Origin of the sequence: Psychrobacter sp. 78a-MNA-CIBAN-0178 (assembly GCF_040309625.1) — a bacterium.
Classification (GTDB): Bacteria; Pseudomonadota; Gammaproteobacteria; order Pseudomonadales; family Moraxellaceae; genus Psychrobacter; species Psychrobacter okhotskensis.
In genome coordinates this window covers 1-26,648 of record NZ_JBEOOZ010000016.1, presented here as the reverse complement: position 1 = coordinate 26,648, position 26,648 = coordinate 1, and the positions used below count along the sequence as shown (strand labels likewise).

The 26,648-nt window shown below is 44.3% G+C and carries 26 protein-coding genes; 14 read left to right on the top strand and 12 right to left on the bottom strand.

The annotated features are described in order from the left end of the window. Nucleotides 1-234 precede the first annotated feature (234 nt). Nucleotides 235-1,974: a glutamine--tRNA ligase/YqeY domain fusion protein gene (locus AAEY80_RS09815; protein WP_350588255.1), complete on the bottom strand. Its 1,740-nt coding sequence runs from the start codon at nt 1,972-1,974 to the stop codon at nt 235-237. Nucleotides 1,975-2,340: 366 nt separating this feature from the next. Between AAEY80_RS09815 and AAEY80_RS09810 the strand changes: the two genes are divergently transcribed. After that, nucleotides 2,341-2,856, top strand: a complete 516-nt coding sequence (locus AAEY80_RS09810) for a peptidylprolyl isomerase (protein ID WP_025652817.1) — start codon at nt 2,341-2,343, stop codon at nt 2,854-2,856. 168 nt (nt 2,857-3,024) lie between these two features. Beyond that, a complete protein-coding gene (locus AAEY80_RS09805; protein WP_201566866.1) occupies nt 3,025-3,885 on the top strand; it encodes a UDP-2,3-diacylglucosamine diphosphatase in 861 nt (286 codons plus the stop codon). A 122-nt stretch (nt 3,886-4,007) separates the two neighbouring features. Here AAEY80_RS09805 and orn read toward each other — a convergent pair whose 3' ends face one another. Continuing rightward, entirely contained in the window at nt 4,008-4,595 is a 588-nt protein-coding gene (gene orn, locus AAEY80_RS09800) for an oligoribonuclease (RefSeq protein WP_025652815.1), read from the bottom strand. 246 nt (nt 4,596-4,841) lie between these two features. On the opposite strand from orn, the gene rsgA reads away from it, so the two are divergent. The 4 genes from rsgA to secB all read left to right on the top strand — a co-directional run bounded on the left by rsgA (nt 4,842) and on the right by secB (nt 7,837). Then, on the top strand, nt 4,842-5,945 hold the full coding sequence (gene rsgA, locus AAEY80_RS09795) for a ribosome small subunit-dependent GTPase A (RefSeq protein WP_025652814.1): 1,104 nt from the start codon (nt 4,842-4,844) through the stop codon (nt 5,943-5,945). Nucleotides 5,946-6,102: 157 nt separating this feature from the next. Beyond that, complete coding sequence (locus tag AAEY80_RS09790) at nt 6,103-6,558, top strand: rhodanese-like domain-containing protein (protein ID WP_025652813.1); 456 nt, start codon at nt 6,103-6,105, stop codon at nt 6,556-6,558. Nucleotides 6,559-6,867: 309 nt separating this feature from the next. After that, nucleotides 6,868-7,131, top strand: coding sequence for a glutaredoxin 3 (gene grxC, locus AAEY80_RS09785; protein WP_025652812.1), 264 nt, complete (start codon nt 6,868-6,870; stop codon nt 7,129-7,131). A 253-nt stretch (nt 7,132-7,384) separates the two neighbouring features. Beyond that, entirely contained in the window at nt 7,385-7,837 is a 453-nt protein-coding gene (gene secB, locus AAEY80_RS09780; protein WP_025652811.1) for a protein-export chaperone SecB, read from the top strand. Nucleotides 7,838-7,939: 102 nt separating this feature from the next. Here secB and AAEY80_RS09775 read toward each other — a convergent pair whose 3' ends face one another. From AAEY80_RS09775 to AAEY80_RS09745, 7 genes are all read right to left on the bottom strand, one after another. Beyond that, on the bottom strand, nt 7,940-8,473 hold the full coding sequence (locus AAEY80_RS09775) for an alpha-ketoglutarate-dependent dioxygenase AlkB (protein WP_025652810.1): 534 nt from the start codon (nt 8,471-8,473) through the stop codon (nt 7,940-7,942). Nucleotides 8,474-8,646: 173 nt separating this feature from the next. Further along, a complete protein-coding gene (gene adk, locus AAEY80_RS09770) occupies nt 8,647-9,303 on the bottom strand; it encodes an adenylate kinase (protein WP_025652809.1) in 657 nt (218 codons plus the stop codon). 216 nt (nt 9,304-9,519) lie between these two features. Next, entirely contained in the window at nt 9,520-10,800 is a 1,281-nt protein-coding gene (gene ccmI / locus AAEY80_RS09765; protein ID WP_025652808.1) for a c-type cytochrome biogenesis protein CcmI, read from the bottom strand. Beyond that, the gene (locus AAEY80_RS09760) at nt 10,797-11,300 is read right to left on the bottom strand and encodes a cytochrome c-type biogenesis protein (protein ID WP_374190022.1); all 504 of its coding nucleotides are present in this window, start codon (nt 11,298-11,300) and stop codon (nt 10,797-10,799) included. Before AAEY80_RS09760 ends, ccmI begins: the two co-directional genes overlap by 4 nt. Before the next feature lie 140 nt (nt 11,301-11,440). Continuing rightward, nucleotides 11,441-12,079, bottom strand: coding sequence for a DsbE family thiol:disulfide interchange protein (locus tag AAEY80_RS09755; RefSeq protein ID WP_025652806.1), 639 nt, complete (start codon nt 12,077-12,079; stop codon nt 11,441-11,443). A 1-nt stretch (nt 12,080) separates the two neighbouring features. Next, nucleotides 12,081-14,111, bottom strand: a complete 2,031-nt coding sequence (locus AAEY80_RS09750) for a heme lyase CcmF/NrfE family subunit (protein ID WP_025652805.1) — start codon at nt 14,109-14,111, stop codon at nt 12,081-12,083. 257 nt (nt 14,112-14,368) lie between these two features. Further along, nucleotides 14,369-15,703, bottom strand: coding sequence for a DUF445 domain-containing protein (locus tag AAEY80_RS09745; RefSeq protein WP_025652804.1), 1,335 nt, complete (start codon nt 15,701-15,703; stop codon nt 14,369-14,371). Between the two features lie 697 nt (nt 15,704-16,400). On the opposite strand from AAEY80_RS09745, the gene mrdA reads away from it, so the two are divergent. From mrdA to scpB, 8 genes are all read left to right on the top strand, one after another. Further along, nucleotides 16,401-18,380 carry a penicillin-binding protein 2 gene (gene mrdA / locus AAEY80_RS09740; RefSeq protein WP_025652803.1) on the top strand — a complete coding sequence of 660 codons (1,980 nt, stop codon included), beginning with the start codon at nt 16,401-16,403 and terminating at the stop codon, nt 18,378-18,380. 28 nt (nt 18,381-18,408) lie between these two features. Then, the gene (rsmD, locus tag AAEY80_RS09735; protein WP_025652802.1) at nt 18,409-19,086 is read left to right on the top strand and encodes a 16S rRNA (guanine(966)-N(2))-methyltransferase RsmD; all 678 of its coding nucleotides are present in this window, start codon (nt 18,409-18,411) and stop codon (nt 19,084-19,086) included. 211 nt (nt 19,087-19,297) lie between these two features. Beyond that, on the top strand, nt 19,298-19,726 hold the full coding sequence (gene rplM / locus AAEY80_RS09730; RefSeq protein ID WP_010199223.1) for a 50S ribosomal protein L13: 429 nt from the start codon (nt 19,298-19,300) through the stop codon (nt 19,724-19,726). 10 nt (nt 19,727-19,736) lie between these two features. Beyond that, nucleotides 19,737-20,123 carry a 30S ribosomal protein S9 gene (gene rpsI, locus AAEY80_RS09725; protein ID WP_025652801.1) on the top strand — a complete coding sequence of 129 codons (387 nt, stop codon included), beginning with the start codon at nt 19,737-19,739 and terminating at the stop codon, nt 20,121-20,123. A gap of 293 nt (nt 20,124-20,416) precedes the next feature. Then, nucleotides 20,417-21,514 (top strand): LpxL/LpxP family acyltransferase, encoded by a 1,098-nt coding sequence (locus tag AAEY80_RS09720; RefSeq protein ID WP_037026150.1) that lies wholly within the window; start codon nt 20,417-20,419, stop codon nt 21,512-21,514. A gap of 163 nt (nt 21,515-21,677) precedes the next feature. After that, a complete protein-coding gene (gene trpS, locus AAEY80_RS09715; protein ID WP_025652799.1) occupies nt 21,678-22,778 on the top strand; it encodes a tryptophan--tRNA ligase in 1,101 nt (366 codons plus the stop codon). 32 nt (nt 22,779-22,810) lie between these two features. Continuing rightward, entirely contained in the window at nt 22,811-23,671 is an 861-nt protein-coding gene (locus tag AAEY80_RS09710; RefSeq protein ID WP_025652798.1) for a segregation and condensation protein A, read from the top strand. Nucleotides 23,672-23,696: 25 nt separating this feature from the next. Further along, a complete protein-coding gene (gene scpB, locus AAEY80_RS09705) occupies nt 23,697-24,242 on the top strand; it encodes an SMC-Scp complex subunit ScpB (protein WP_025652797.1) in 546 nt (181 codons plus the stop codon). Between the two features lie 159 nt (nt 24,243-24,401). On the opposite strand, the gene lolA is transcribed toward scpB, so the two are convergent. The 3 genes from lolA to rplU form a co-directional block, all read right to left on the bottom strand. After that, nucleotides 24,402-25,091 carry an outer membrane lipoprotein periplasmic chaperone LolA gene (lolA, locus tag AAEY80_RS09700; RefSeq protein WP_025652796.1) on the bottom strand — a complete coding sequence of 230 codons (690 nt, stop codon included), beginning with the start codon at nt 25,089-25,091 and terminating at the stop codon, nt 24,402-24,404. 373 nt (nt 25,092-25,464) lie between these two features. Continuing rightward, nucleotides 25,465-25,722, bottom strand: coding sequence for a 50S ribosomal protein L27 (rpmA, locus tag AAEY80_RS09695; protein WP_010199200.1), 258 nt, complete (start codon nt 25,720-25,722; stop codon nt 25,465-25,467). A 91-nt stretch (nt 25,723-25,813) separates the two neighbouring features. Further along, nucleotides 25,814-26,125: a 50S ribosomal protein L21 gene (gene rplU, locus AAEY80_RS09690; RefSeq protein ID WP_025652795.1), complete on the bottom strand. Its 312-nt coding sequence runs from the start codon at nt 26,123-26,125 to the stop codon at nt 25,814-25,816. Nucleotides 26,126-26,648: the final 523 nt, after the last annotated feature.

Below are 26,648 nucleotides of genomic sequence, written 5' to 3'. Positions count from 1 at the left end.
CTTACGATTAAAATTTACACTTATACCATTCACAAAAACTTGAGTAGTAAGGAAAACGCGTGCAAGCACTACATTTAGTAGACTAAGCAAGTTTGACAAAACTAATCGTATTTTTTGGGTTTGGTATTATCCACAAAAAAGCCCATCCCTAGCGTACTAGAAATGGGCCAGCTTGCAAACTACTTTTGTTTAGTATTGTCTCAAATAAACGCTAGTAGCGCTAATCGCAATAAATTAAGCCGGTTTATAGCTGTCACGTAAGCTGACGATTTGATTAAAGACAGGCTGGTCACTGCTGTGCTCTTCGCTATCAGAGATAAAATAGCCTTCACGCTCAAACTGAAAGCGTGTGCCAGCATCCGCATTGACCAATGATGGCTCAACCACGGCATTTAGCTTGGTCAACGAGTTAGGATTCAATGCTTGATGCACGTCAGCGACGCTACTCGGATCTTCGACACTGAATAGCTGCTCGTATAAGCGCACGGTGGCTGGAACCCCTTGGCTGGCCGATACCCAATGAATCACACCTTTGACCTTACGACCTTCAGGGTTATTGCCTAGCGTTGCCGGATCAATCGTTGCTTTTAGCTCAACGACATTGCCTGCATCATCTAGCACATGCTCAGTCACGGCCAAGACATAGGTATTACGCAGACGGATTTCTGGCTTTTCGGGTGATAGGCGTTTATAGCCTGCTGGCGGCTCAATCTCGTAATCACCTTGATCGATGTACAAAGTCTCGGTAAACGGAATCTCACGTTCGCCCATATCGACATTAGGATGGTTCGGCTGAGTCAACCATAAGGTTTGCGTCTCAGCGTCAAAACGCGCATTGACGCTATCTGCTTTGAGCGTTTCCCACTGACTGACCGCATCGCTAAAGTTGGTTATCGTCACTTTTAATGGCTTAAGCACCGCCATACCGCGTGCTGTCGTATTGTCTAATGACTGACGAATACTAAACTCTAGCAGACGCATATCGGTCACACCATCCGCTTTGGAGATACCAACGCGATCACAGAAATCACGCAAGCCTTCAGGCGTATAGCCACGGCGACGCATACCAGCGACGGTCGGCATACGCGGATCATCCCAGCCATCGACGATACCTTCATCGACCAATTGCTTGAGCTTACGCTTACTGGTCAACGTATGGTCGACATTGAGGCGTGAGAACTCATACTGATGCGGTGGTTGCTTGAAGCCGATTTTATTGACGATCCAATCATAAAACGGACGATGATCTTCAAACTCTAGCGTACATAACGAATGGGTAATGCCTTCTAGCGCATCTGACAACGGATGGGCAAAATCATACATAGGATAGATGCACCATTTATCACCGGTCTGATGATGTTCTTGATGCATCACACGATAGATAATGGGGTCGCGCATGTTCATATTGGCATCAGACATGTCAATTTTGGCACGCAATACCGCTTTGCCGTCTTCGAACTTACCGTGTTTCATGTCTTCGAACAACTTTAAGTTGTCTGCGACACTGGCATCACGCTGTGGTGACGGTTTGCCGGCTTCATTAAATGAGCCACGATTATCGCGGATTTGCTCTGGAGTTTGTAAGTCGACATACGCATCACCCTGCTCAATCAATTGTACCGCCCACGCATACAACTGGTCAAAGTAGCTAGAAGCATGTAGCGCCTCGCCTGCCCAGTCAAAGCCCAACCACTGCACATCGTTTTTGATATTGTCGATGTAATCTTGTTTTTCTGCGGTTGGATTGGTGTCGTCGTAGCGCAAATGACAGATGCCACCAAACTCTTTAGCGACGCCAAAGTTTAGACAGATAGATTTAACGTGACCCAAGTGCAAGTAGCCGTTTGGCTCAGGCGGAAAACGGGTTACAATCTGCTGGTATTTTTGCGCATTGACATCGTCACGAATGATATTACGAATAAAGTCGTTTTTTTGTTCATCTTTCTGTACATTGTTGTTTGAGTGCTCACTCATCGGGCATTGCTCCTAACGCAAATTGTCCATTCATGCCGCGTGCCATCACGCCCCATGAAAAATTAAACCAAGCTGTTAAGACTAACCAATAAAATCAAATAGTTAGCATTAAGGTATTAAAAATAAATGGTCAAAAACTCAGTTATTAAAATTGGGGTGTCAAAATTAACGTATTGACACTGGCGTTCAAAAACCATTAAAAAGGGAAAGTTGCGTTATTCTATCAGCTTTTGCAAATGCATTAACAGCCTGATACATGACAGACGACAAAAAAGCCGTTAGACTAACGCTAACTTTTAACCACCAACTTTTTATCCACCACTTAACAGCGTCATTTTAGGCGCTGCAATCAAAAAGGATTATCCCATGGTAGACATGCCACCAGTAGTAGAACTTGACACCAGTATGGGTGCGATCGTTATCGAACTCAACGAAGAAAAAGCACCAAAAACGGTAGAGAACTTTTTAAACTATGTAAAGTCTGGTCATTATGACGGCACGATTTTTCATCGCATTATTGATGGCTTTATGATTCAAGGCGGCGGAATGGACGCCGAAATGAATGAAAAAGCAACCAACGCACCCGTTGAAAACGAAGCGGACAATGGTCTAAAAAACGACAAAGGTACGATTGCGATGGCGCGTACGCAAGATCCGCATTCAGCAACCAGCCAGTTTTTCGTTAACGTAAAAGACAACGATTTCCTAAACCACTCTGGCAAAAACATGCAAGGTTGGGGCTATACCGTATTTGGTAAAGTAACCAGTGGTATGGACGTCATCGAAAAAATGCGCGGCGTACCAACGGGTCGTTTCGGCATGCATGCTGACGTACCAAAAGAGCCAGTCATTATCAATTCAGCGACTATTGTCTCTGAATAAGTTGTTTCTGAATAAGCAACTTGAATGAGTACATTTTTAATAATCTATAGTGAAACAAATATGAATCTAGTACAAGGAAGACAAGCGAAAATTGTACGACTAGTACAGTAAGCGAGTCTGACGCCATAATAGGTTTATATTTGGTTTACTACATTAGGATAAGGATAAATGCAAAGTTTTGACCACCTAATTACCACCCGCCCTCATAGCGTGCGGCAAGTATTGATTAGCGATTTGCATTTATCACCGGAAGAGCCTGCCTTAGTGCAGGCTTTTTTGGCGCTGCTCGATGATTGCCTTGCTCTGCCTGCGTTAAAACGTTTGTTTATCTTAGGCGATTGGTTTGAGGTTTGGCTGGGTGATGATGTTTATTTGTCCTTATCAGAAGATGAGCGTCAAACCCATTGGCTCACACCATTAATTGTCAAATTAAAAAAACTACGGATCGCAGGTTGCGAGATTTTAGTCATGCATGGTAATCGTGATTTTTTATTGGGTCAGCCGTTTTGTAATTTATTTGGCGGTGAGCTGATTAACGAGCCTTATCTTTTAACGGTTGGGCAACAAAGTTACCGATTAGAGCATGGCGACGCGCTATGTACTGATGATAAGAAATATCAGTTTTTTCGCAAAGTGATGCGTAACCCGTTAATCCAGTGGTATTTGCTGAATAAACCGCTAAAAAAACGCTTGGCTATCGCCGAGAACATGCGTAAAAAAAGTCAAAAAAATAACGCCAATAAAGCGGCGCGTATTATGGACGTTAATGAAAAATCAGTGGCACTAGCAGTTAATAATCATGATGCGCTATTACACGGACATACTCATCGTCCAGATATTCATCAGACGGCTAATGACAAAATCCGTTACGTTCTTGGTGATTGGCGCTTGCTCGACGAAGACAAACGTCAACCCAAAGTCGTGGTGGTCGTTGGCGCAATTACGACAGAAGGTGAAGATTCAGCAAGCAACCATTCTAAAGGTAACAATACTGAATTTGGCTTGTTTGAATTTAAATATTCAGTGTAGAGTTCGCCTCATTAAGTACCTTTCATTTAAAAGAAAAAGGGTCTGTTGCATAAGTAACAGACCCTTTTTTATAGCTTTTCACATTTCACATTCTGCGAACCGTTATTCTGCTCACCATTATCCTAAGGCATGAGTTTAAAGAAATGCTGACGATAATGTTTTAGCTCACGGATAGAATCGCGAATATCGTCTAAGGCTAAATGACTGCCACCTTTTTCAAAATTTCTGAGAATATCAGGACGCCAGCGAAAGCACAGCTCTTTAATCGATGAGACATCCAGGTTGCGATAGTGGAAAAATCGCTCAAGCTCTGGCATTTGACGCGCCATAAAGCGGCGATCTTGGCAGATTGAGTTACCACACATGGGCGACTTACCACTATCGACCCATTTATTAAGGAACTTAATGGTTTCAGCTTCTGCTTCTGCCAAGGTCACGGTACTACGGCGTACACGGTCAACCAAGCCTGATTGGCCATGTTGCTTGGTATTCCAGTCATCCATTTTATTTAACACTTGATCCGATACCTTGATCGCAAACACAGGCCCTTCGGCAAGGACATTGAGATCCTCATCCGTCACCACGGTAGCAATCTCGATGATTTCATCGTTGATGGTATCAAGTCCGGTCATTTCTAGGTCAATCCATACCAACCCTTTTTTACCTTGATTTTTGATTTTGATTTTATTGGGATGGTCGCCGGTAGTCATAAAATATCCTATGGTCAATAAAGTTTGAGACAGTTTTGCAGCTGAGACAATTTTGTAGCAATGTTACTTAAATAAATCATCAATAGCTGGCAATGTGCAAATGACATGGCGATGCGCCTATTAGCTCGTAACGCCTAAAAAAACTCAAACATTACAAAACCACTGTCTGGCGCAAGCGCTTTAGGCTGTATGTTAGCAAATTTTCACGCTACACTTAGCAATATTTTTTTAATAGGTCACACTCCCATGGCATTAATCCGGCAACGCAAGCTGACTAAACAACAGATTCGTCGCATCGACAAACAACAGCTGGACAGTCAAGACAGCATCGATGACAGTTTGATGGATGGCGTGGTCATGGCGCATTATGGTAAGCAATTAGAAGTACAAGTGACCAGCTTGCCCGCTGTCATTCCAGTGCAGCCGGAGGTTGCGCCTGACGACCCTGAGCCGTTTTGGCAGGAGCTGGGGCTAGGCGATATTTGGCGTTGTCACGTACGTACCAACTTGCCGATGTTGGCCGCTGGTGACCAAGTACGCTGGAACGCCGACCCTAACACTGGCTTTGGACGTATCGAATCCGTCAAACCGCGCACCTCGCTGGTTTCGCGTCCTGACCGTTATCATAAGCTCAAACCCGTCGCTGCCAATGTCGATATTCTCGCCATTGTATTTGCGCCGCTACCTGCTGCTGCACCGACCCTCATTGATCGCTATTTGGTCGTTTGTCATCATGCGGGTGTAAGACCTCTACTCGTCCTTAATAAAGCTGATTTACTGGCGCAAGAAAACGGCGTCGATACTAGTGAATTATTGGCGCAATATGCGGCGCTTGGTTATGAAAGTGTATTGACCTCTGTTGACTGCCCAGAAAATATTGCTGATAGCGATGAGCAAGAAGGGTTAGATGAGCTAAAGCGCTACATCGATAAAAAATTGGTGATTTTTGCGGGTCAGTCTGGTGTCGGTAAAAGCAGCTTAATCAATGCGCTATTACCAGCCTCTGGGCAAATCGTCAATATCATCTCGGAGAACTCAAAGCTTGGTCAACATACCACCACTACGAGCCGCTTGTTACCCTTCCAGCCCGAAGATTTAACCCAAGGCGGAATCGTTGATACCCCAGGTATTCGCGAATATGGCATTTGGCATTTGACGCCAGATGATATCATTTCAGGCTTTGTGGAGCTTGCGCCACTGGCAGGTGATTGCCAGTTCCGTGATTGTCGGCACACTCACAACAGCAAAGGCTGCGCGTTATGGCAAGCGGTCGCTGATGGCGTGGTATTACAGCGCCGCGTTGAGAACTTGGTCACGTTAAGAGAAGAAGCGGACACTAAGCCTTATTAAGCATTGTCTTACTCATACATTGTCTTATTAAGCGCTGAACCCTAGGTTGAGCATCACACGTTTACTATAGATGGCCTTATCGGTATAATAGCGCCTTGTTCGCAATCGTTAGGCTGTCTTCTCAGCTTAATAGAACACTTATTTTTGGAGGTATGTTTTGGATCGTGCGCTAGAATTTGTGGGCAACCACCCGTTTTTATTTGGCATATTGGCCGTACTTGCCGTACTGTTCTTTGCCATCGAAAACAAACGTAGCGGTAAGAAAATATCGCCCAATAGCCTTGGGATGATGGTGAACTCGCAAAACGCGCAGCTTATCGATATTCGCGCCAAAAAGAAGTTTGAGACCGGTTATATCCAAGGCAGCCGCAACATACCTTTTACTGACCTCAAAGACCGCATCGAAGAGATTCGTGCAATTGAGCAGCCAGTCATCATCATTTGCGATATGGGCGTGCAAGCAGGCGCAGCCATCCAAATGATTGGCAAAGACAGTGTTTACCGCTTAGAAGGCGGTGTGGGCGGTTGGCAAAGTGCTGGCATGCCATTGGTCGGTGTAAAAGATGCCAAGTCTAAAAATAAAGGCAAGGCAAAACCGAGCTTGCATAAGTAGTTTGCATAACTTGCTTAAAATTACTGAATTAAATAGCTTGTTTAGCCTACGCGCTCGTTCTCACTGCTAGTAGCGCAAAATTCGAAAAAAGACACTTCTTTATTGGGTGTCTTTTTTTGTGTGGCATTTATGCTACTGTCACAGCTTTTGGACTGGATTGGCTTGAATTTATCCTACCCATCCCCACTTTATAATGAGCATACGCAATTACATTTGCCATTTACTCGTTGGTGACGGATTATAATATTTTTTATAACATGAGTGTTTATAATAAAACTGTCGCCAAAAACCAATAAATAAGGATTTACCATGACTGTATCTGTTAAAGTTTATACCACCCCTATCTGCCCTTACTGCTCAAACGCCAAACAACTACTAAAATCTAAAGGCGTTGATTACGAAGAAGTCGGCATGCATGACATCAGCAGCGAAGAACGCCAAGCGCTAATGAAAAAAACCAATAACTACCGCACTGTGCCACAGATTTTCGTCGGTGACACTTTCGTCGGTGGGTTTGATGAGCTGAATCAAATGAATCAACAGGGCAAACTTGACGAGCTATTAGCAGGTTAATCTGCTAACTTTGCTGACGGTCTCTCTTTACCTGTGCTATCTTTACGTTGGTGAAAACCACCTGTGTCAGAATCGCAGGTGCAAATACCGCATGTATAACGTGCATAAAGAGAGACAATGGCAAATAAAAAATATTGGTAAAAAACATCGAGATCATATCGAAATAACTTCAAAATAACTTCGAAACATAGTCTCGATTTATATTACAATTATTGTTTGCCCACTCATTTGATTAACTTTTAGAGGAATTATCATGGCTGAAGAACAAGCACAACCACAATTGGCACTAGAGCGCATCTATGTCAAAGACATGTCACTTGAAGTACCAGGCGCAGGCGTATTCACCAAAGAGTGGAACCCTGAGCTTGATATCAATCTATCAAGCAATGCTGAAAAGCTAGACGACGATCATTATCAAGTGATTTTGACCGTTAGCGTTACTGCAAAAAATGCAGAAGAAGCGGCATTTATCGCTGAGGTGCATCAAGCGGGTATTTTCTTGCTAAAAGACATTCCAGAAGATCAAATCGGTCAAATCCTAGGTGCTTATTGCCCGAACGTTTTGTTCCCGTATGCTCGTGAAGTCATCAGTGACATCGTTACCCGTGGTAGCTTCCCACAGTTATTGCTAGCGCCTGTTAACTTTGATCAAGCCTATGCGCAAAGCCAACAGCAAGCGCAAATCGATGCTGAAGGTAACGCATAAGTTTTAGCTTGATGACGTATTGATATAGCAGTATCTAAAAGTCGTTTACTTATAATGAGTAAGCGGCTTTTTTATGTTTAAGATATAATTAGTTTTTAGTCATCACTTTATTAATTTTCTAAAGGTAAGACTGATTCTGCCGGACTGAGTGTCACTTTTAGGAATCGAGTGTAACCACTCTTTTTGAATACTATCATTCATATATATTAACGTTCCATTCGTAAGATGAAAAGACTCCGTAATATTTTCAAAATATTTGTGCTTAAAGAGCATATCTCGAGCCACCCCCAACGACAAAATAGCGACACCTGTTCCATCAGCTAACTGACTCGTATCGTCTGAATGAAAGCCCATCTTGCTACTACCATCTAGGTAATAATTTACTAAGCAATTATTCGGTAAATAACCAACTACCCCTGCTATGATCAAAGCTATCTCTTGAATAATCTTTGGCATTTTTTTCTCATCATAACTCATTCCTGAATAATGATAAGAAAGACCAAAGCTTTCTGTATACCTAGAAGTCATTTGCTTATTCCAAATTACGGTCTCTTTTAATATTAAAAAGACTTCAGATGCAAAGGATGGCTTTATGAGATCAGGATGAAATATGATATTTAGTGTTGGTTTATCCATGTCACATCTGTTCCATTAACAATAGCTTGACGATTTATATTTAACTATACACTGGTTATTTTATCTCGCGCTACGCAAATATTGACTAAAAGCTATGACTTTCAAATAAAAAAACCCCGACTATTCAAAGTCGAGGTCTCTTTTATATAAATAGACTACATATCGAGGATATTTTAGCCTTTTAGCGCAGACAAAATCTGCTGCTTCACATCATCAATGCCTTGAGTACCATCAAACTTATCATACTTAGGCGCATCAGCGCCTTTGCTGGCTTTGTCTTGATAGAAACCAACGAGCGCTGATGTCTGCTCATGATACGTCGCTAAGCGATCACGAATGGTCGACTCTTTGTCATCTTCACGCTGGATAAGCGCTTCGCCAGTCACGTCGTCGATACCCTCGACCTTTGGTGGATTGTGATCGACATGATAGACGCGACCTGAGCCTGGATGTTGGCGGCGACCAGATAGGCGCTTGACGATTTCGTCATCAGGGACACTGATTTCGATCACATGATCAATCGCGACGTCTGCATCAGCAAGCGCTTGCGCCTGTGGAATCGTACGCGGGAAACCGTCAAAAATACAACCATTGACACAATCAGGCTTAGCGATACGTTCTTTCACTAGGTTAATGATGAGATCGTCAGAAACCAAACCACCAGCATTCATAATGTCTTTGGCTTGTTTGCCAAGCTCACTACCTTCTTTGATTGCTGCACGCAGCATATCACCCGTTGAGATCTGCGGAATATCATATTCTTTAGAGATAAACTGGGCTTGGGTACCTTTACCGGCGCCTGGTGGACCTAGCAAAATAATACGCATCATTACACGATTCTCCTTAATAATTGGGATTTTGGGACAAATAAAACTCAGGGATTGGTTGATTGCAAAGCTACCTTACCTTGTGGCTTTACAAAGCTCAAGTATTTTCAGTATTACAGCGATAAGTTGCCATGACTTAGCTGTTCAAATAATGCTATTGCGCGCTGCTCGGATGGGCAACAGCGCTGGTATCAAAAGTAAAAAACATAGAAATAAAGATTAAGGAACCTGTTGATTAATGTCGACATTGACCTGATTTTGCTCAGCGCTAATCACCACAGGATTACCTGATAAATCGCCGGACTCGGCGACTGCATTACCGCTGTGACTAATACGGGCAATGACGGCCAGCTGTACCTTGTCCGCACGGGCAGATTTTAGTGTCCGTGTCGGCATCATGGCATCGAGATCGCTTAGACTGATATTAACCTCACCTTGCTTAATCACGCTAATTGGCAAACGCTTAGCAGCAAACGGCGGACCACCTTTGACATCGCGTATCGCTACAAACAAGACATCATCGGCTTTGACCAACGGTAACAAGCTAGTATTGATGGTTATTGTAACGTCAATACCTTCAGACGCTTGTTGTTGCTGAGCGCTCACATTGGCACTCAGCTCATCCAAGCTGGCCAGCGCTTGCGTATGATCCCCTGGCTTTGCTGAAATGCTAGCGCGCAGACGCGTAATCCAGCCTTGTGCTTGATCAAAGTTACTACTGCGTGCCTCACCCATTGCCATGAGCATTTGCGCGCCTTCATGCTGTGGATTTTTGGCCAGCACTCCTTCTAGAACGCGGCGGCTATTAGCATCTAATTGCCCTTTATTAGCAAAAAAGCTAATCTGCGCATAGGTCGTCGCAATCTCTTCATTATCGGGCGCTAAGCGATAGGCACGCGACAAAGCCTCTAGTGCAGAATCTGTCGCTTCTAGTGATAAGAACAGCTCGGACAAGCGCATCCAGCGATTATAATCATCAGCATGGCGATAGACGTTGGTCTGCATAGCGCTAATCAACTGTTGACCATCTTCGATGGCCCAAGCTGGCGGCTGGTCAATCCTACCTGCCAATAAATCATCAGCAACTTGACCGACTTTATCCTCGGCCGCCCACAGCTCAAATACAGGCGTGCGATCACCGACCATCAGATACGCCATCGCTGCCAACACTGGCACCCAGACTACAATGATTAACCGGCTTTTGATACCGGGCGCAATCATCGGCGTCACTACGCGCTGCGCATCTAAAAGCTGACGTTCAAGCTCAAGCTTTTGGGATTGATAATGACTATCATCAATCGTGCCAGCATCCTTATCAGTTTTTAGCTCTGCTAGACGAGCGCGAAAGACAGCGATATTAATATCGAGTAGCTGATTGTCCACGGGCTTATCTGTTGCGCGTGAGGCTCTTAACCACGGCATTATGGTGATAAAACCAAGAACTAAAGCGATAAGTAAGCTTAGGGCAATAAATAAGCCAACAGTAGAAAATAGGTTCATTTTTTGTCCTCGATGCTGGTGATGTCATGATCTGTTCTGTTGACGCTATCTTTGCTATCAGCACGTGATAACAGGCGATCAAGTTCAGCTTGTTCTGCTACCGTCAATGCAGCAGCGCCATTATTTACCGTCACGCCGCTTTGACCACTAGCAACACGCTGATGGCGCTTGCTTCGCCAAAACCAACCAACTATTAAAAGCACGAGTAATAATGGTGGAAAAAACCATAGTATCCACGTTGAGGGACGGACAGGCGGTTTATAACTGATGAAGTCGCCATAACGCTCCTGCATATAACTGCGAATCTCGGTATCACTCCGACCATCTTTGACCATATTGTAGGTTTTTTGCTTTAAATCTTGGGCAATAGGCGCATCAGAACCTGCAAGGTTTTGATTTTGGCATTTTGGACAACGAAACTCTTCAATGAGACCTCGATACTGAGCTTCTTGTTGTATAGAGTCAAAGTCGTAAACATCGATGGCGGCATAAGCGCTCATACTTATGCCCATGTTTATAGTTATACCAAGGCTTATACTTAGCAAACACGCAAATATGAAGCTAGCCAATGCTGTGGTCAGAGTTTTCATGTGCTTTGTCGGCATAGTCATTGTCTTCATAGTCATTATAGGCATCGTTATCATTTGCACGCCTCCTTGACCTGATTGGGGTCGGGACTGACATTGCGTTTATTGGCTTCGTTGAGTACCATGAGACAAGGCGTGATACGACTTTGCCAATTACTCTCATTAATCTCACCGATAATATGCTGACGAATAACCCCTTCACCATCGACCACGAAAGTCTCAGGTGCTCCCGTCAAACCTAAATCTAACGCAAACTGACCCGACAAATCCTGAATAGACATCGAGAAGGGATCGCCGCCGCGGTTAAGATATCCTAGCGCATCCCCGATGTCATCTTTGTAATTGACGCCAACCAAATTGACGCCGCGCTCTTCTAACTGCATTAAAAAAGGATGCTCGATAATACAAGTGGGACACCAAGAGCCCCAAATATTCATCAAAAACGGCCGATCAGGCAGATTGTCGTTGGTCATAATACGACTGGTATCTGACAATAACGGCAGCTCAAATGCAGGCACCGGACGCTCAAGAGCAGTATTGGTGACGATTTCAGTCGGCTGGCCCAAACGCATATAGAGCATAACCACAAAGCCTGCAAAAACGATGAGCGGAATCAGAAACCATATCTTTAGCTGCTTTTTATTGATGGTCTTATTAGCATTTTGGTTAGAGGTGTTGTTTGACGTACTCATACTAATTGTCCCCCATCTTTACTGCCGGTGCTTCCACATCTGCTACAGTCACAAAGCCTGCTGAATCCATCGCATTTTGGCTGACAGTCTTAGGCTTTTTGATGCGATAACGCTTGTCTAGCATACTTAGCAATCCACCTAGAGCCATGATAATAGCACCAAGCCATATCCAACGAATCAACGGCTTCACATAGATACGTACCGCCCATTGGTTGCTGTCTTCAGCAATTGGTTCGCCAAGTGCGACATAGACATCACGCATGAGACTGGCATCAATTGCCGCCTCAGTCATCGGCATCATACTCACCACGTAAGTACGCTTTTCAGGATACAAGGTAGTCACTGCGCGACCGTCTTTGGTCACCTCCACTTCCGCTTGCATACCATCGAAGTTACTGCCTCTGACTTCATGAAAATCCTTTACAGTAAAGTCATAACCTTGCACATGCACGCTATCATTTTCGCCCAATGCCACATCACGCTCGATGCTTAGGCTACTAGTGAAGGCGATGCCGATAACCGCTATCAACACACCAATATGTGCCGTTTGCTGACCCCAGTAGCTCAAACGCAATTGACCCAAGCCTTTAAAAAAGCTCGGTGCATTTTTGGTTTTGTCTTTAAAGTCGACGACCATCCAGAACAATACCCAAAAACTAACGGCCAAAGTGACACCAATATTGAGCATAGAAGACGGGTGGACAAAGTAAGCAATAATCGCTGCCAATACTAAGCTGCTAACAGCTATGACCATACCAACGCCAAGTAATGGGCGCTTGTCTTTTTTCCAGCGGATATTAGAGCCCATACCCATCGCAATCAATAACAACCACGTTAAGGGGACAAATAGCGCATTAAAGTAAGGAGGGCCTACCGATACTTGACCCAAATTAAAGGAATCAGCAATGATAGGATATAGCGTACCCAGCAAGACCACTAAGGTAGCAATCAGAATAATGACGTTATTGATGACTAAGAATGACTCACGCGAGATAAGCTGGTACTGACTCTCGACCGTCAAACGCCAACCGCGCACTGCGAACATCAACAGGCCGCCACCAATAATAACCCCTAAGATAGCTAAGATGACTAAGCCACGAGTTGGATCAGCGGCGAACGAATGCACCGAAGTGATAACGCCAGAGCGTACTAGGAACGTGCCAAGTAAGCTCAGCGCAAAGGCAAAAATCGCCAGCATAATCGTCCATGCCTTAAAGACACCACGCTTTTCAGTCACTGCCAACGAATGTAGTAATGCCAAACCGGCAAGCCATGGCATCAGTGACGCGTTCTCTACTGGATCCCAAAACCACCAACCGCCCCAGCCAAGCTCGTAATAGGCCCACCAAGAACCCAGCGCGATACCAATGGTTAAGAAACCCCAAGCAGCGAGTGCCCATGGACGCGACCAACGCGTCCAAACGGCATCCAAGCGCCCTTCCCATAATGCTGCCATACAAAACGCAAACGGCACGACCATGCCCACATAGCCCATATATAGCATCGGCGGATGAATAATCAGACCGAAATCTTGTAGAACAGGGTTCAGATCCGCGCCATCGACAGGCAGGTTTGGCAAAGTACGATCAAACGGCGACGAGGTAAAGATTAACATCGCCAGCATCATCATCTGTACGCCAGCCAATATCACCAATACCCGCGCACGCATCGACAGCGGCAGACCACGGCTAAAATATGACACCAAGGCACACCAAGTGGCCATGATGGTCATCCATAACAATAACGAACCTTCATGCCCGCCCCACGTTGCTGATAGCTTATAGTACCAAGGCAACAAGGTATTAGAATGCTGGGTGACGTAGACCAAGCTAAAGTCATTGTAATAAAAGCCGGCCATCAAAGCGCCAAATGAGGTAATCATGGCAGCAAACTGTGCCCATGCCAAACTTGGTGCCAAACGCTGCCAAGCAACGTGATCACGCATGATGCCAATAGTTGGCAACACCACTTGCAAAATCGCCAATATAAAGGCGGCCAGCAAGGCAAAATAACCCAATTCTGTGATTAACATATGGTCTAACCTTGTTTACCTTGGATACTATCTAAGAGTCGCCGATGGCATTTATTAGCCACTGGCGAACGCTATATAGTCCTTAATGCGGTCATAGTTTACGGTTACAAACAGAGGTTTTAATCGCTATAGAAGCCCATAAAACCCGCTACTATTATCGTGATGTACTAATACGATTTATTAATACAAAGAAGCTGTCTTACACTGGTTGTGCTTTTATTAAGTCTGTAAAAAAAGTTACTTACTGCCCTACTGCCCTACTGCATCGCTGGGAAAAACACCAACACCAGATGCAACCAACCTGCCAAAAACCCAGTCAGTCCACCCAAGACGATAAGCGTCATCTCATCTTCCCGAAACGCCGGACGTAATAAGTTCTGAAACTCATTTGGCGATAATGCGCGAATACGATCTCGGAACAGCCCAAATATCTTACTGGCACGGCTTTCATTCAACTCAGGATCACGTAGTGGCACCATGGTCGCGACGATGGATTTATCAATAATAGTATTTTTTAACTGCCCATACTCACGGCGACCCAGCCCTACTCTTAACGTCGTACTAATGACCGGCGATTCTAACACCTTATATAAGTGCGACTTCATGAGCTCACGCGTTTGTGCAGCACGGTCACCATACATCATCTCATTCATGATGTTCTCAAGCGTCACCAAATCTTTTACCACAATCTCAGCGAAAACCTCAGAGACTTCTTCTTGACGCTTCATAAAGCCGCCCTGAAAACGATACTGGCCAATATGCGGCAGCTGCGGCCTAATGAACGGGAAGCGACTTTGTAGCGCAAAAAACTTCACATACGGTATAAAGTGCGGCTCTATTGGATTAAACACCATCCAAATGGCGATCCAGTTGGTGAGAAACCCCCAAATAGCGGCAAAGAAAGGTACGGTCCAATGCTGCGGCACCACCAAAAAAATGAACATTTGCACAATACCGAAAACCAATCCAATCAGCGCACTGATATGCCAAATAAAGTTAATCTCTTTTTGGCCTACCTTCAAAAACATATCGACCATTAAGCGCCGATCGTTTTCCATGGTATTAACAATCATTTTACGCATATCGACCAAGTCTTCGACATGATAAGTCAAATCCGTCACCAGCGACTGCATGATACTGGGCAACTCTTTGTGTGCTTGGGCGTAGACGCGACGCTTTAAGGCATAGGGCAAGTTGCCCCAGAGGGCTGGCGAATGGTCGAGCATAATCTCATCAATCAGTGGCTCAAGGTTTTTATCCACGGTATCAGTGATAAAAACTGCCATTTGATCCGGCTCCATCGCCTTAAAAAACTCATCAAGCGAACCGAGCTTAGAGAGCGTTTGATCTACAATTACCCCAGATATCTTGCCCGCTTTTCGCGGCACGATACCTTGCCAGCCGATACCCGGTAGGCCAAAAAACGGAAAGTTCGGAATACGAATACCCCAAAACTTAACAGGATAAAACAGCATTTTGAGCGCCATCCACACGTGTATCCAAGTGACGAATGCCGTCACGGGTGGGATGGTTAGCATGGCAAAAAACTCTGGGTGCTCAGCTATCGTTTGCCACAATGAAGTTGCGTCCATGACTTTGGTTGTCCCTGACATGATGATTGTCGTTGCTAATAAAATATGCTTAGCAAATTAAGAACGCTCAAAAGACGTTCCCCCAAAATAACTACTAATAACCAACCGGTTCAAGACCCTGTTAATTCGTTCAAGGTACCTTTAATTGGTTTAAAATATTTTTAATTGATTTAATATTTTTGAATATAAGACAGATAAGTGCAAGTCCTATCAATGCAAGTAATACTCTATAATAGCCTGCGCGACTCTGACAGCGCGTCAATGCTATATAGAATTGACGATATAAAATAAATCGCCTGATTTTAGCATACTTGCTATTCATTAGCACACGTCGACCCTAGCCAAGTTGTGACTAGAGATGACAAGTTCTGTTGCCTCACTGGTATTGTGAAAGTAATCGTAAAAGAATCATCCTCATAATCGTAAATATCTCAAACCCATTTATCTCAATCACTCATGATGCCAACGATAAAATAAATCGCAGAGTACTGCGCCCTCGCATTTGTTCTGTTATAATTTGTGATTAATTTGCAGCGAAATTCAACACACCAGTCATTGCAAGTTAATGATTGCGCATAGCACTGTATCTGATTGAAATCATTAATCTTATCCTTTATATTCATCGCGCTTAGACTGACTATCCCACCGTTTTATCCCGCTTCTGATGTTTCGCCGACCGCCTGAGTACTGATTTTATATGAATAAACCGCTAGCTTCCGACACCGAACAGGTCAACCGTATTTTTGCGCACCGGATCATTATCTTTGGGCTACTAATATTTTTGGGTCTGAGTGGTTTGCTACTACGCTATGGTTATTTGCAAGTCTATGCTCATGATAAATATACGACACAGGCAGACAACAATCGCATTAAGCTGATATCTGCACCGCCAAGCCGTGGTTATATTTATGATCGTAATGGGGTGATACTGGCGGACAATCAGCCTGTATTTACGGCGATGCTCAGCCCTGATGAGGTCGAAAACCCAGAACGTACCTTAAATTTGCTCGCGCCCATCTTTGAGCTTACCGATAAAGACATCACGGATATTTTGGCACGTCTGAGCAAAAGTAAAAACGATCCAGTGACCATTAAAATCGATTTAACCGAAGCACAATTGGCGCAGTTCAGCGAGCGCAAGCCTTTCTTTCGCGGTGTTACTATCCAGAGCAAGTTGACACGCTCATACCCTTACGACGAGCTGTTCGCCCACGTCATTGGTTACGTCGGCCGTATCAACGACAAAGAAAGCAAGCGCATTGACAAAGATCGCTATGCGGGCACGGATCTCATTGGCAAAATCGGTATTGAAGATTTTTATGAAGATATTTTACTTGGACAACCGGGCTACCAATCGGTAGAGACAGACGCTCACGGCAATATTATTCGCCAACTAGACACCAAACCGCCGATTGCAGGTAATGATATTACCCTGAGCTTAGATTACGGTTTACAAACCGTCGCTCAGCAGCAGCTCGATGGTCGTCGCGGCGCTATTGTGGCGATAGACCCGCAAAACGGTGACGTACTGGCCTTTGTCAGTAATCCAAGCTATGACCCCAACCCTTTTATCTCTGGCATCTCGTTTAGAGACTATGGCTCACTACGGGACGATCTGGATCAGCCACTATATAATCGGGCATTACAGGGCACTTACCCGCCCGGCTCTACTATCAAGCCTTTTGAAGGTTTGGGCGGGATTCATTACGGTCTGCGTGATTGGGACACCACTATTTATGATCCTGGTTATTTCAGTCTGCCCGGAGATACCCACCGTTTTCGCGATTGGAAACGTGGTGGTCACGGCACAGTCGATCTCAAAAAGTCTATCGTGATGTCGGTTGATACCTACTATTATAAGCTGGCCTATGAGATGGGCATTCAGCGTCTGCATGATTGGATGGTACGTTTTGGCTTTGGCGAGGAGACTGGCATTGACCTGCCCAATGAAAAGTCAGGCATTATGCCATCGCCAAAATGGAAAAAAGACACGTACGATAAAGGCTGGCTACCGGGTGAGACGATCTCAGTCAGCATCGGTCAAGGGTATTTCTTAGCCACGCCGCTACAGATCGCCAATGCGACAGCGATGACTGCCAACAAGGGCTATCACATTACCCCGCATCTGCTGAAAAGCAGCGATGGGGCAGCAGAGGTCAAGGTCATCACCAAACCCGATGGCAAAATCGACTATAACGGCAAACCCTCTGATTGGCTACGCATGCATGATGCGATGGAAAGTGTGGTGAAAGGTGGCACGGGACGTGGTATCTATACGCCGCGCTATCGTATCGCGGGTAAGACTGGTACGGCACAGGTAAAATCCATCGCTCAAGGCAAACGTTATGATAAGTCTGCGATAGACAAGCGCCACTGGGATCATGCGTGGTTCAACGGTTTTGCGCCAGTAGAAGACCCACAAATCGCCCTTGCCGTGTTGGTCGAAAACGGTGGCGGCGGTAGTGCCGTGGCAGCACCTATTGGTCGCGCGCTATTTGACTATTGGGTATTACAACGCAAAAATGATCCTATCTTGCCACCAACAGCTGACCAACTAAAAGTCATCAAACGTCAAAAAGCCTTTGAAAAAGTCATGCGTGATGCCCTGCGCGACAAAGAAGCAGCGTTAGCAGAGCAGGCAGCCGCGCAAGCAGCACCCACGACAGCGAGCGAATAAAGACCCATAAAGAATAAGAACGGTGACCATGAAAAAATTAGCAACATCGCATAGCACTAAGCGTAAAACGTCTCATCAAGCAAAATCGTCGGCTGCCGGTCAGGTACGTATTATCGGTGGACAGTTTAAACGGCGCAGCGTCAGCTTCATCGATGCCGAAGGTTTACGTCCGACCCCTGATCGCCTGCGGGAGACCCTATTTAATTGGTTACTTGCTGATATTCATGGTGCATACGTGCTCGACAGCTGTGCCGGTAGTGGCGTCTTAGGCTTTGAGGCACTGTCTCGTGGTGCGGCACACTGCACCTTTATCGAGATGAATCGAGCACAAAGCGACATGCTGCAGCAAAGCGCTGAGCAGTTGCGCCTCGACGCTGATACCTATCAGATTATCAATGGCACCGCAGAGCAAGTATTGATGCAAAGTCACCTTGTCTCGCGCCCTTTTGATATTGTCTTTATCGATCCGCCCTATGCTGAAGATTTGTGGCAGCCGATTTTAACGACGCTTATCAGCCAGTCGCTCATTAGCCCCACGACCCTTATTTATTTAGAGGCCGATAAAGACTTAGCAGCACAATTGAATCAGCTAGCGAATATATTCAATGAAACATCAATGATACAAGCGCCAATCAGCTTTGATTGCCTCAAACAAACCAAAGTGGGACAAGTTGTCGCTGGACTTTATCAGCTATCATCGTCATAATTGTTTGGTTAATAAAAACGATTAACAAACGTTACAAATGTTTAGAACCGCTAAAAAACTGGCCAACGCTGCAGTTTAATGTATATAAGGCGAAAATAAACCCCAATGCAGCTTGCAAGCGTAGGCGCTACTGCTTATAATGTGCAGTCTGTTTTTTGAGAGCCCCGTTCCCAGCTAAACTCTCAACGAATTCTAATTTTAAGGTTTTATCATGAAAACACTTAGTGCAAAACCAGCTGAAGTGACCCATGACTGGTATGTCGTAGATGCTGACGGCAAAACCCTTGGTCGCTTAGCCACTCAAATCGCTACTCGCTTACGTGGCAAGCATAAGCCGTCTTTTACGCCGCACGTTGACACTGGTGACTTTATTGTTGTCATCAATGCTGACAAAATCACGGTAACGGGTAAAAAAGCGCAAGATAAAAAATACTATCGTCACAGTGGCTATCCAGGTGGTATCAAAGAAACCAACTTCAGTAAACTGCTTGCACATAAGCCTGAAGATGTTCTACACAAAGCGGTTAAGGGTATGCTTCCAAAAGGTCCTCTTGGCTATGCGATGATCAAGAAGCTGAAACTATATGCGGGTACTGAACATCCACATGAAGCACAGCAACCTAAAGCACTAGACATCTAAGGATACACTTATGGAACGCAATTACGGAACTGGTCGCCGCAAAACTTCTACTGCTCGTGTCTTTTTAGCTAAAGGTACTGGTAGCATTGTTGTTAACGGCAAGCCACTTGATGAATATTTCAGCCGCGAAACCTCACGCATGGTTGTTCGTCAGCCTCTAGAATTACTTGACTCACCTACTGCTTATGATCTTTTCATTACGGTTAAAGGCGGCGGTATCAGTGGTCAAGCGGGCGCTATTCGCCACGGCATCACGCGTGCATTGATCGAGCTTGACGAAGCCAACAAACCTGCTCTAAAAGCAGCTGGTTTTGTGACTCGTGATTCACGTCAAGTTGAACGTAAGAAATTGGGCCTACGTAAAGCACGTAAACGTCCACAATTCTCGAAACGTTAATCAAAACTACTTCTTTGCTTTTTGTGGTTATCGTCTTTTTCTCAGAGTCGATTTAACCGTATTAAGCAAAAGAATAGATTTGCAAAACCCCATAAGCTGGTCACAGCTTATGGGGTTTTTTTATGCCCACTCATCTCTTTATTGACAAGCGATGTATGGCGTAAGCGGTTGCGTTGCACACCGCTCTTATTGCCGCACTTTGCGAAAATGTTGCTTGCAAAGCGCCTAACGCTACCCCATCATATTACCTATCTATTTATGATACGCCGTTATTTATAGCGCAGAAGGATATTATGAAAGCGCCCGAACAATACGATCCAAGCAAGTCATCAAAGACCGATATGCCAGCGCCAACTGCCGCGCAGCATGGGAAAGCAGCGAAGTCACCCGCTATTCCTATCGGCACGCCAACGATTACTCAAACCCATAAACGTACGGCACAAGCAGATAAAAAGCCTTTTCAATGGCAGTTTTTATTGCCTAAATATTGGGCGATTTGGCTACTACTGGTTATTTTTCTACCGATGATTTATCTGCCACTACGTTGGCAGTTTTGGCTTGGGCGTAAAGTAGGTATTTTAACCTATAAAGTAGCAGGATCGCGGCGACGTGATACGCTGATTAACTTAAGGCTGGCCTTTCCAGAGAAGCCAGAAGTCGAACGTGAGCTGATGGCTAAGCAAGTCTTTGTCAACCAAGGTATTGGTGTGTTCGAAACCTTATGTGCATGGTTCCGACCAAATGTCTTTACCCGCACCGTTTCTATCTCTGGATTACAGCATCTCGTTAATGCCCAAAACGAAGGTCGTCCAGTCATTCTACTAGGCGCTCACTATACCATGCTCGATTTGGGCGGCTTACTTTGTGCACAATTTTTCCCTGTAGACTGTATGTATCGCACGCAGAATAATCCATTACTTGATTGGTTTATTTATAATGGCCGCACCAATATATTCGGTACACAGATTTCTAGTCGAGACATGCGCAGTTTGGTCAACTCTATCAAAGCCGGACATGTTATCTGGTACTCTCCTGACCAAGATTATGGTCTTAAGCAAGGAGTAATGGCACCATTTTTTGGTGTGCCAGCAGCGACTATCACCGCTTCAAGACGCATGGCAAAGCTAGGTAGCAAAGACAAGCCACCTGCGGTCATGGCATTGCATACCTATCGGCAGACGCCTGATAATCTGCCGAGTGGCAAACGCCCGCATTATCATTTAACCATTACCCCAGCATTAGATCATTATCCCAGTAACGACGAGGTTGGTGATGCTAGCCGTGTCAATGAAATCTTAGAAGGGTTGATTCGTATTGATCCGACTCAGTGGATGTGGTTCCATCGCCGCTTCAAAAATGGGCCTGATGGTCGGACTGGTATTTATAAGTAGACTCCTATTCTTAAGAAAATTGCTGGGAAAATTTGCTATACTTTGCAGCTAATATTTTATCTTGTCATCAATACATAAATAACCACATAAATAGCGTTTCAATAACCACGCAATTATAATAATTCGATAAATAAAACCTTTATAAATAAATAACGGATTTTCCATGAATAATAACCGCACTTCTGATAATCAAACTTCTGACAGCCAAATCTCTGATAACTCGACACAAGCCAAACGCATTTTAACTGGCATTACCACTTCAGGCATTCCACACTTAGGCAACTATGTAGGCGCCATTCGCCCAGCGATTCAATCTATTCAGAACAGTAATGATGAAGCTTTTTTCTTTTTAGCCGATTATCATGGCATTATTAAATGCCATGACCCTGCTATTATTCATGAGTCTACTAAAGCGATTGCTGCAACTTGGATTGCCTGCGGTCTTGACCCTGAGCGTGTGACCTTTTATCGTCAATCAGATGTTCCCGAAATACCAGAATTGGCTTGGGTTTTAAATTGTTCATGTGCCAAGGGTTTAATGAATCGTGCTCATGCTTACAAAGCATCGGTAGATGCCAACATGAATAAAGAAGATGTTGATCCCGACCAAGGTATCACGATGGGTCTGTTTGGCTATCCGGTATTAATGGCTGCGGATATCTTAATGTTTAATGCTACTCACGTACCAGTAGGACGTGATCAAATTCAACATATTGAAATGGCGCGTGATATTGCGGGTACTTTTAATCATAAATATAAGCCGCTATTTACGCTACCCTCTGCGGTGGTCGATGATGAGATGCCGCTATTGACGGGTCTTGATGGACGTAAGATGAGTAAGAGCTATGGCAATACTATTCCGCTATTTGGTGAGCTAAATCCACAAGTTAGCGCTGAAAAGCAGATGCATAAAGCGATCATGAAAATTGTGACCAACTCACAATTGCCAGAAGAGCCAAAAGATCCTGACGATTCTGCTATTTTTGAGATTTATAAAGCCTTTGCCACACCTGCAGAAATTGCTGATATGCGTACGCAATTCGCTGCAGGTATAGGTTGGGGTGATGCCAAGCAAGCGCTGTTTGATAAAATCAACGATGAAATTGCGCCATTCCGCGCACGCTATGAAGAACTGATGGCTAATCCAAAAGAGTTGGAGGAAATCTTGCAAATGGGCGCTGCTAAAGCCCGTCGTCACAGCCAAAAACAGTTGGATAAAACGCGCCGTGCGATTGGTATCCGTCCGCTTGCTAAACTTAAATAAATTATCATTGATTACGATACTAGACTACCGACATGCAGAGTGAACGATTAATTGAGTCTAGCGTAGAAATTCATGATATGTCACTGCGTATCTATCAAACGCCAGTGCAGCATCTGCCAGAAGATCTCTATGTGCCGCCGCAAGCATTTGCCATTTGGCTCGAGCAATTTGCTGGGCCCTTAGATTTTTTGTTATATTTAGTCAAAAAAAATAACGTTGATCTGACCCAAATGCCAATATTGCCCATCACTGAGCAGTATTTGGCTTATATTAGTGAGTTGGACACCGAGCATTTTGAATTGGCCGGTGACTATCTTCTAATGGCGTCGACATTAATTGCAATCAAAACGGAGCTTTTGTTACCAAAGCCAGAAACCCCTACCGATGAGCGCGATCCAAAGGCTGAACTGATTGAGCGCCTTGAGGAATACGCCCAAATCAAAGCCGCCAGTCAGCGTTTGGACAGTCTTGTGCGTCTTGAACGCGATGTGTTTTTGGCGATGGCTAGTATGCCCAGTCAAGATATTATGAATGCCGAGCTGCCCAATTACTCGCCAAATCTGTTGATTGATAGCTTATTTAAAATGCAGTTACAGCCCGACTATCAGATGCATACCATTAAAGTCGATGCCGTTCCTCTTGCTGACCGTATCGCCAGTATTAGCCGTCAATTAAGTATGAATGGCGCGCGCTCGTTTTATGGGCTATTAGATAAAACTCAAGGCAAGATAGGTGTGGTGGTTAGCTTCGTTGCCGTGCTCGAGCTGATGAAACGCCAGCTAGTTGGTGTTATAAACGCTGATTTAGAGAGTCACCCTAACGATACTGCTACTGGTAATGAATCTGCTGAAGACAGCCACCTAGGGTCATTAACGTTACAGTGGTTGGCTTAATGGTTTTTAATAGAGAATATGTAAAATGACAGATACGCAGCATCTACATTTAGCAGAGATGAGCAAACATATTGAAGTGCTGCTGCATGCATCCGAAGCACCACTCACCGCTCATGATTTAAAGAAGCACTTGTCTGTGTCTAGCAAAGATCTCAAACAAGCTTTGGCATTATTACAGCAGCGCTTGGATACGGGTGTACTAAGCTTGCATGAGACGGCCAGTGGTTATCGCCTACAAATTGCGGATAGCTACAGTGGCTTGATTCAGCGTGTATTCCCGCAGCGTCAAGAGCGCCTTAGCCAAGCCTTACTTGAGACACTGAGTGTGATTGCTTATAAGCAGCCAGTGACCCGCAGTGACATCGAGCACGTGCGCGGTGTCACGCTATCGAGTAATATATTGCGTCAGCTGTTCGATAAAGGCTGGATTGAAGAGAAGGGTTATAAGGAAACCTTGGGTCGACCAGCATTGCTACATACCACGCCACAATTCTTAGATGCCTTTGGATTGAATCATTTAGATGAGTTACCACCGATGCCAGATATGGCAGCCATTAAAGCGCTCTCTTAGCCTCAAAGTACGCTCTTAAACAGCTTGCAATGAGAACTGTATACTATTTTTAAGACCATAAAAAAGGACAAACCTAATAGGCTTGTCCTTTTTTTGAAGCAAATTTTTAAACCAGTTTTTCTAAATCACTACAGTTAGATTAACAGTACTGATTGTTAATTATTGGTTAATAATATCAACGCCCTTTGGCGGGGTAAATTTAAACTGGCTGCTGCTGATGCTCGGGTTCAGTTTGATGCCACTAAACTTGATAGAGGTCGTTTGACCTAAGGTATCATTTAGCACCATCATGACTGGCTTACCACCACTAAAGCTCATTGATAAACTCTTAAAGCTGGCACTATCCGACTTTGGATAAAGCACATAGTAGTTTTTATTATCATACGGCTGGGTGATTTTAAAGTTTTTATCGATTTTGCTTGGATCACCTGATAATAAGAGTGCTGGGGTATTACCCACTTGGCTATCGACGTTTTGCTTAGTCGCTTGCTCTAAATCTTTGTCATAAACCCACATCGATCTGCCATTAGCAATGATTAGCTGCTGTGAAGGTGACTTTGTTTCCCAGCGAAAGTTGTTTGGACGCTGCACACTCATAGAGCCAGAAAACGTGCCACTATTAGCGCCTTTGGTTGTTTGGCTAAAGTTAGCCGTCATACTCTTGGTATTGGCTAACAGTGTATTTAAACGCTTAGCAGCCGTCAAGTTATCCGCAGGGGCAGCCGTCGCTGATTGTGTGAGTGCCATCATCGGCGCTGCGACACCAAGTGAGGTCATCAACACACCTGCTAAAGCACCGCTCCTCATTTTTTGTTTTAGGCTCGTGGTTTGTTTATTTAGTAAAGTCATTATTAATCCTCTCTCAAAATGCGTAATCGCTAAAAAATAAATGTTGTTATTAAAATTTTTGTTTTCAATACTGTTTAATAGCCTAGATAAAACCAGCCTTATTAAGCAATGCGCACAGTGTGCCAGTTTTTTCATTACGCGCCTAGTCATGATTTGCAATCATTACTACGCCTGCCATACGCGCTTGTAACCACCTCTGTTACACACTATATCAAGATATTTATATAAAACCTTATAGGGTCGATTGGTTCACAAGCTTAGACTTGCTCTGGCTTACAGACATAAAAAATCCTCTACTACCAAACGGTAATAGAGGATTTTTTAGTCATCAGATTGTTTTACTCGAAAAGAATAAAACAACCTAGATGGGCAATTATGCGCTTTCAACCATAACATAACGACGGTTGAATTTACCTTTGGTCGCAAACTTTACCACACCGTCATTCAGTGCAAATAAAGTATGGTCACGACCCATGCCAACGCCTTCGCCTGCGTGGAATTCTGTACCACGTTGACGAACGATGATGTTACCGGCAACGATGGCTTGACCGCCAAAGATTTTTACGCCGAGCATTTTTGGGTTTGAATCACGACCGTTACGGCTTGAACCGGCAGCTTTTTTATGTGCCATGAGAAAATCTCCTTGTTAATGTGACTTATCGCTAATGCGACAACTCTTAAGCATTTAGTGCGCTATTTAGCAGTAATTGCTAAGTGGATAATTAGGCATTAATCGCTTTGATTTTTAACAAGGTGTACCATTGGCGGTGACCTTGCTCTTTGTGATAATGCTTACGACGGTTGTGCTTGATGATACGGATTTTTTCGCCGCGACCATGTTCAACCACTTCTACTTCTACGCTAGCACCTTCAACGATAGGCTGACCGATTTTGACAGTTTCACCGTCAACAACCATCAACACATCTTCAAATTTGATTGTTTCGCCTTTTTCTGCTTTTAGTAATTCAACTTTTAAAAGCTCATCGACGACTACACGGTGCTGTTTACCACCAGTTTTGATTACTGCGTACATTGTCTGACTCCGTTTAACCCGTGTGCCGTGGATGATATTATACCAACGCTTTTACGACGAACACGACAGGGAAAAATTAAAGGCAAGATTTTACGGCTTTTTGCTCATAAAAGCAAGCCGCGCCTCTTGTTTTTGTAAGGTGATTACACTAAACCAGCGCTAATACTACTACATCTATTAATATAGAGGGAATGGCAGTGTGACTGATGGTTAAGTCGATCGAATCTGCCACTCAAGCAAAATGCTTACTAATAGTAATAAATACTGACTTACATCTAACAGCGGCCATTATAACGCATATAATCAGTTGCTTACAGTCTTTTATCAATCGCTTTTGCTTAAGCAGCCATTGTTGATAATGCCCCATAAAACTATTTATAATTCTTTTTTGTTTTTATCATTTTTATTTGGTACTTAGATTAACACATGAAGTGCAATACCAAATGTGAGGTGAAAAAAAGACCTAGATGCGCTAGCATCAAAGTCTTTATCCACCGACCAAAGTGAGATTGCAACCATGAAC

Coding starts and splice junctions, on each gene's coding strand:
- AAEY80_RS09815 (WP_350588255.1), bottom strand. CDS start 1,974: ATGAGTGAGCACTCAAACAACAATGTACAGAAAGATGAACAAAAAAAC.
- AAEY80_RS09810 (WP_025652817.1), top strand. CDS start 2,341: ATGGTAGACATGCCACCAGTAGTAGAACTTGACACCAGTATGGGTGCG.
- AAEY80_RS09805 (WP_201566866.1), top strand. CDS start 3,025: ATGCAAAGTTTTGACCACCTAATTACCACCCGCCCTCATAGCGTGCGG.
- orn (WP_025652815.1), bottom strand. CDS start 4,595: ATGACTACCGGCGACCATCCCAATAAAATCAAAATCAAAAATCAAGGT.
- rsgA (WP_025652814.1), top strand. CDS start 4,842: ATGGCATTAATCCGGCAACGCAAGCTGACTAAACAACAGATTCGTCGC.
- grxC (WP_025652812.1), top strand. CDS start 6,868: ATGACTGTATCTGTTAAAGTTTATACCACCCCTATCTGCCCTTACTGC.
- secB (WP_025652811.1), top strand. CDS start 7,385: ATGGCTGAAGAACAAGCACAACCACAATTGGCACTAGAGCGCATCTAT.
- AAEY80_RS09775 (WP_025652810.1), bottom strand. CDS start 8,473: ATGGATAAACCAACACTAAATATCATATTTCATCCTGATCTCATAAAG.
- adk (WP_025652809.1), bottom strand. CDS start 9,303: ATGATGCGTATTATTTTGCTAGGTCCACCAGGCGCCGGTAAAGGTACC.
- ccmI (WP_025652808.1), bottom strand. CDS start 10,800: ATGAACCTATTTTCTACTGTTGGCTTATTTATTGCCCTAAGCTTACTT.
- AAEY80_RS09760 (WP_374190022.1), bottom strand. CDS start 11,300: ATGAGCGCTTATGCCGCCATCGATGTTTACGACTTTGACTCTATACAA.
- AAEY80_RS09755 (WP_025652806.1), bottom strand. CDS start 12,079: ATGAGTACGTCAAACAACACCTCTAACCAAAATGCTAATAAGACCATC.
- AAEY80_RS09750 (WP_025652805.1), bottom strand. CDS start 14,111: ATGTTAATCACAGAATTGGGTTATTTTGCCTTGCTGGCCGCCTTTATA.
- AAEY80_RS09745 (WP_025652804.1), bottom strand. CDS start 15,703: ATGGACGCAACTTCATTGTGGCAAACGATAGCTGAGCACCCAGAGTTT.
- mrdA (WP_025652803.1), top strand. CDS start 16,401: ATGAATAAACCGCTAGCTTCCGACACCGAACAGGTCAACCGTATTTTT.
- rsmD (WP_025652802.1), top strand. CDS start 18,409: ATGAAAAAATTAGCAACATCGCATAGCACTAAGCGTAAAACGTCTCAT.
- rplM (WP_010199223.1), top strand. CDS start 19,298: ATGAAAACACTTAGTGCAAAACCAGCTGAAGTGACCCATGACTGGTAT.
- rpsI (WP_025652801.1), top strand. CDS start 19,737: ATGGAACGCAATTACGGAACTGGTCGCCGCAAAACTTCTACTGCTCGT.
- AAEY80_RS09720 (WP_037026150.1), top strand. CDS start 20,417: ATGAAAGCGCCCGAACAATACGATCCAAGCAAGTCATCAAAGACCGAT.
- trpS (WP_025652799.1), top strand. CDS start 21,678: ATGAATAATAACCGCACTTCTGATAATCAAACTTCTGACAGCCAAATC.
- AAEY80_RS09710 (WP_025652798.1), top strand. CDS start 22,811: ATGCAGAGTGAACGATTAATTGAGTCTAGCGTAGAAATTCATGATATG.
- scpB (WP_025652797.1), top strand. CDS start 23,697: ATGACAGATACGCAGCATCTACATTTAGCAGAGATGAGCAAACATATT.
- lolA (WP_025652796.1), bottom strand. CDS start 25,091: ATGACTTTACTAAATAAACAAACCACGAGCCTAAAACAAAAAATGAGG.
- rpmA (WP_010199200.1), bottom strand. CDS start 25,722: ATGGCACATAAAAAAGCTGCCGGTTCAAGCCGTAACGGTCGTGATTCA.
- rplU (WP_025652795.1), bottom strand. CDS start 26,125: ATGTACGCAGTAATCAAAACTGGTGGTAAACAGCACCGTGTAGTCGTC.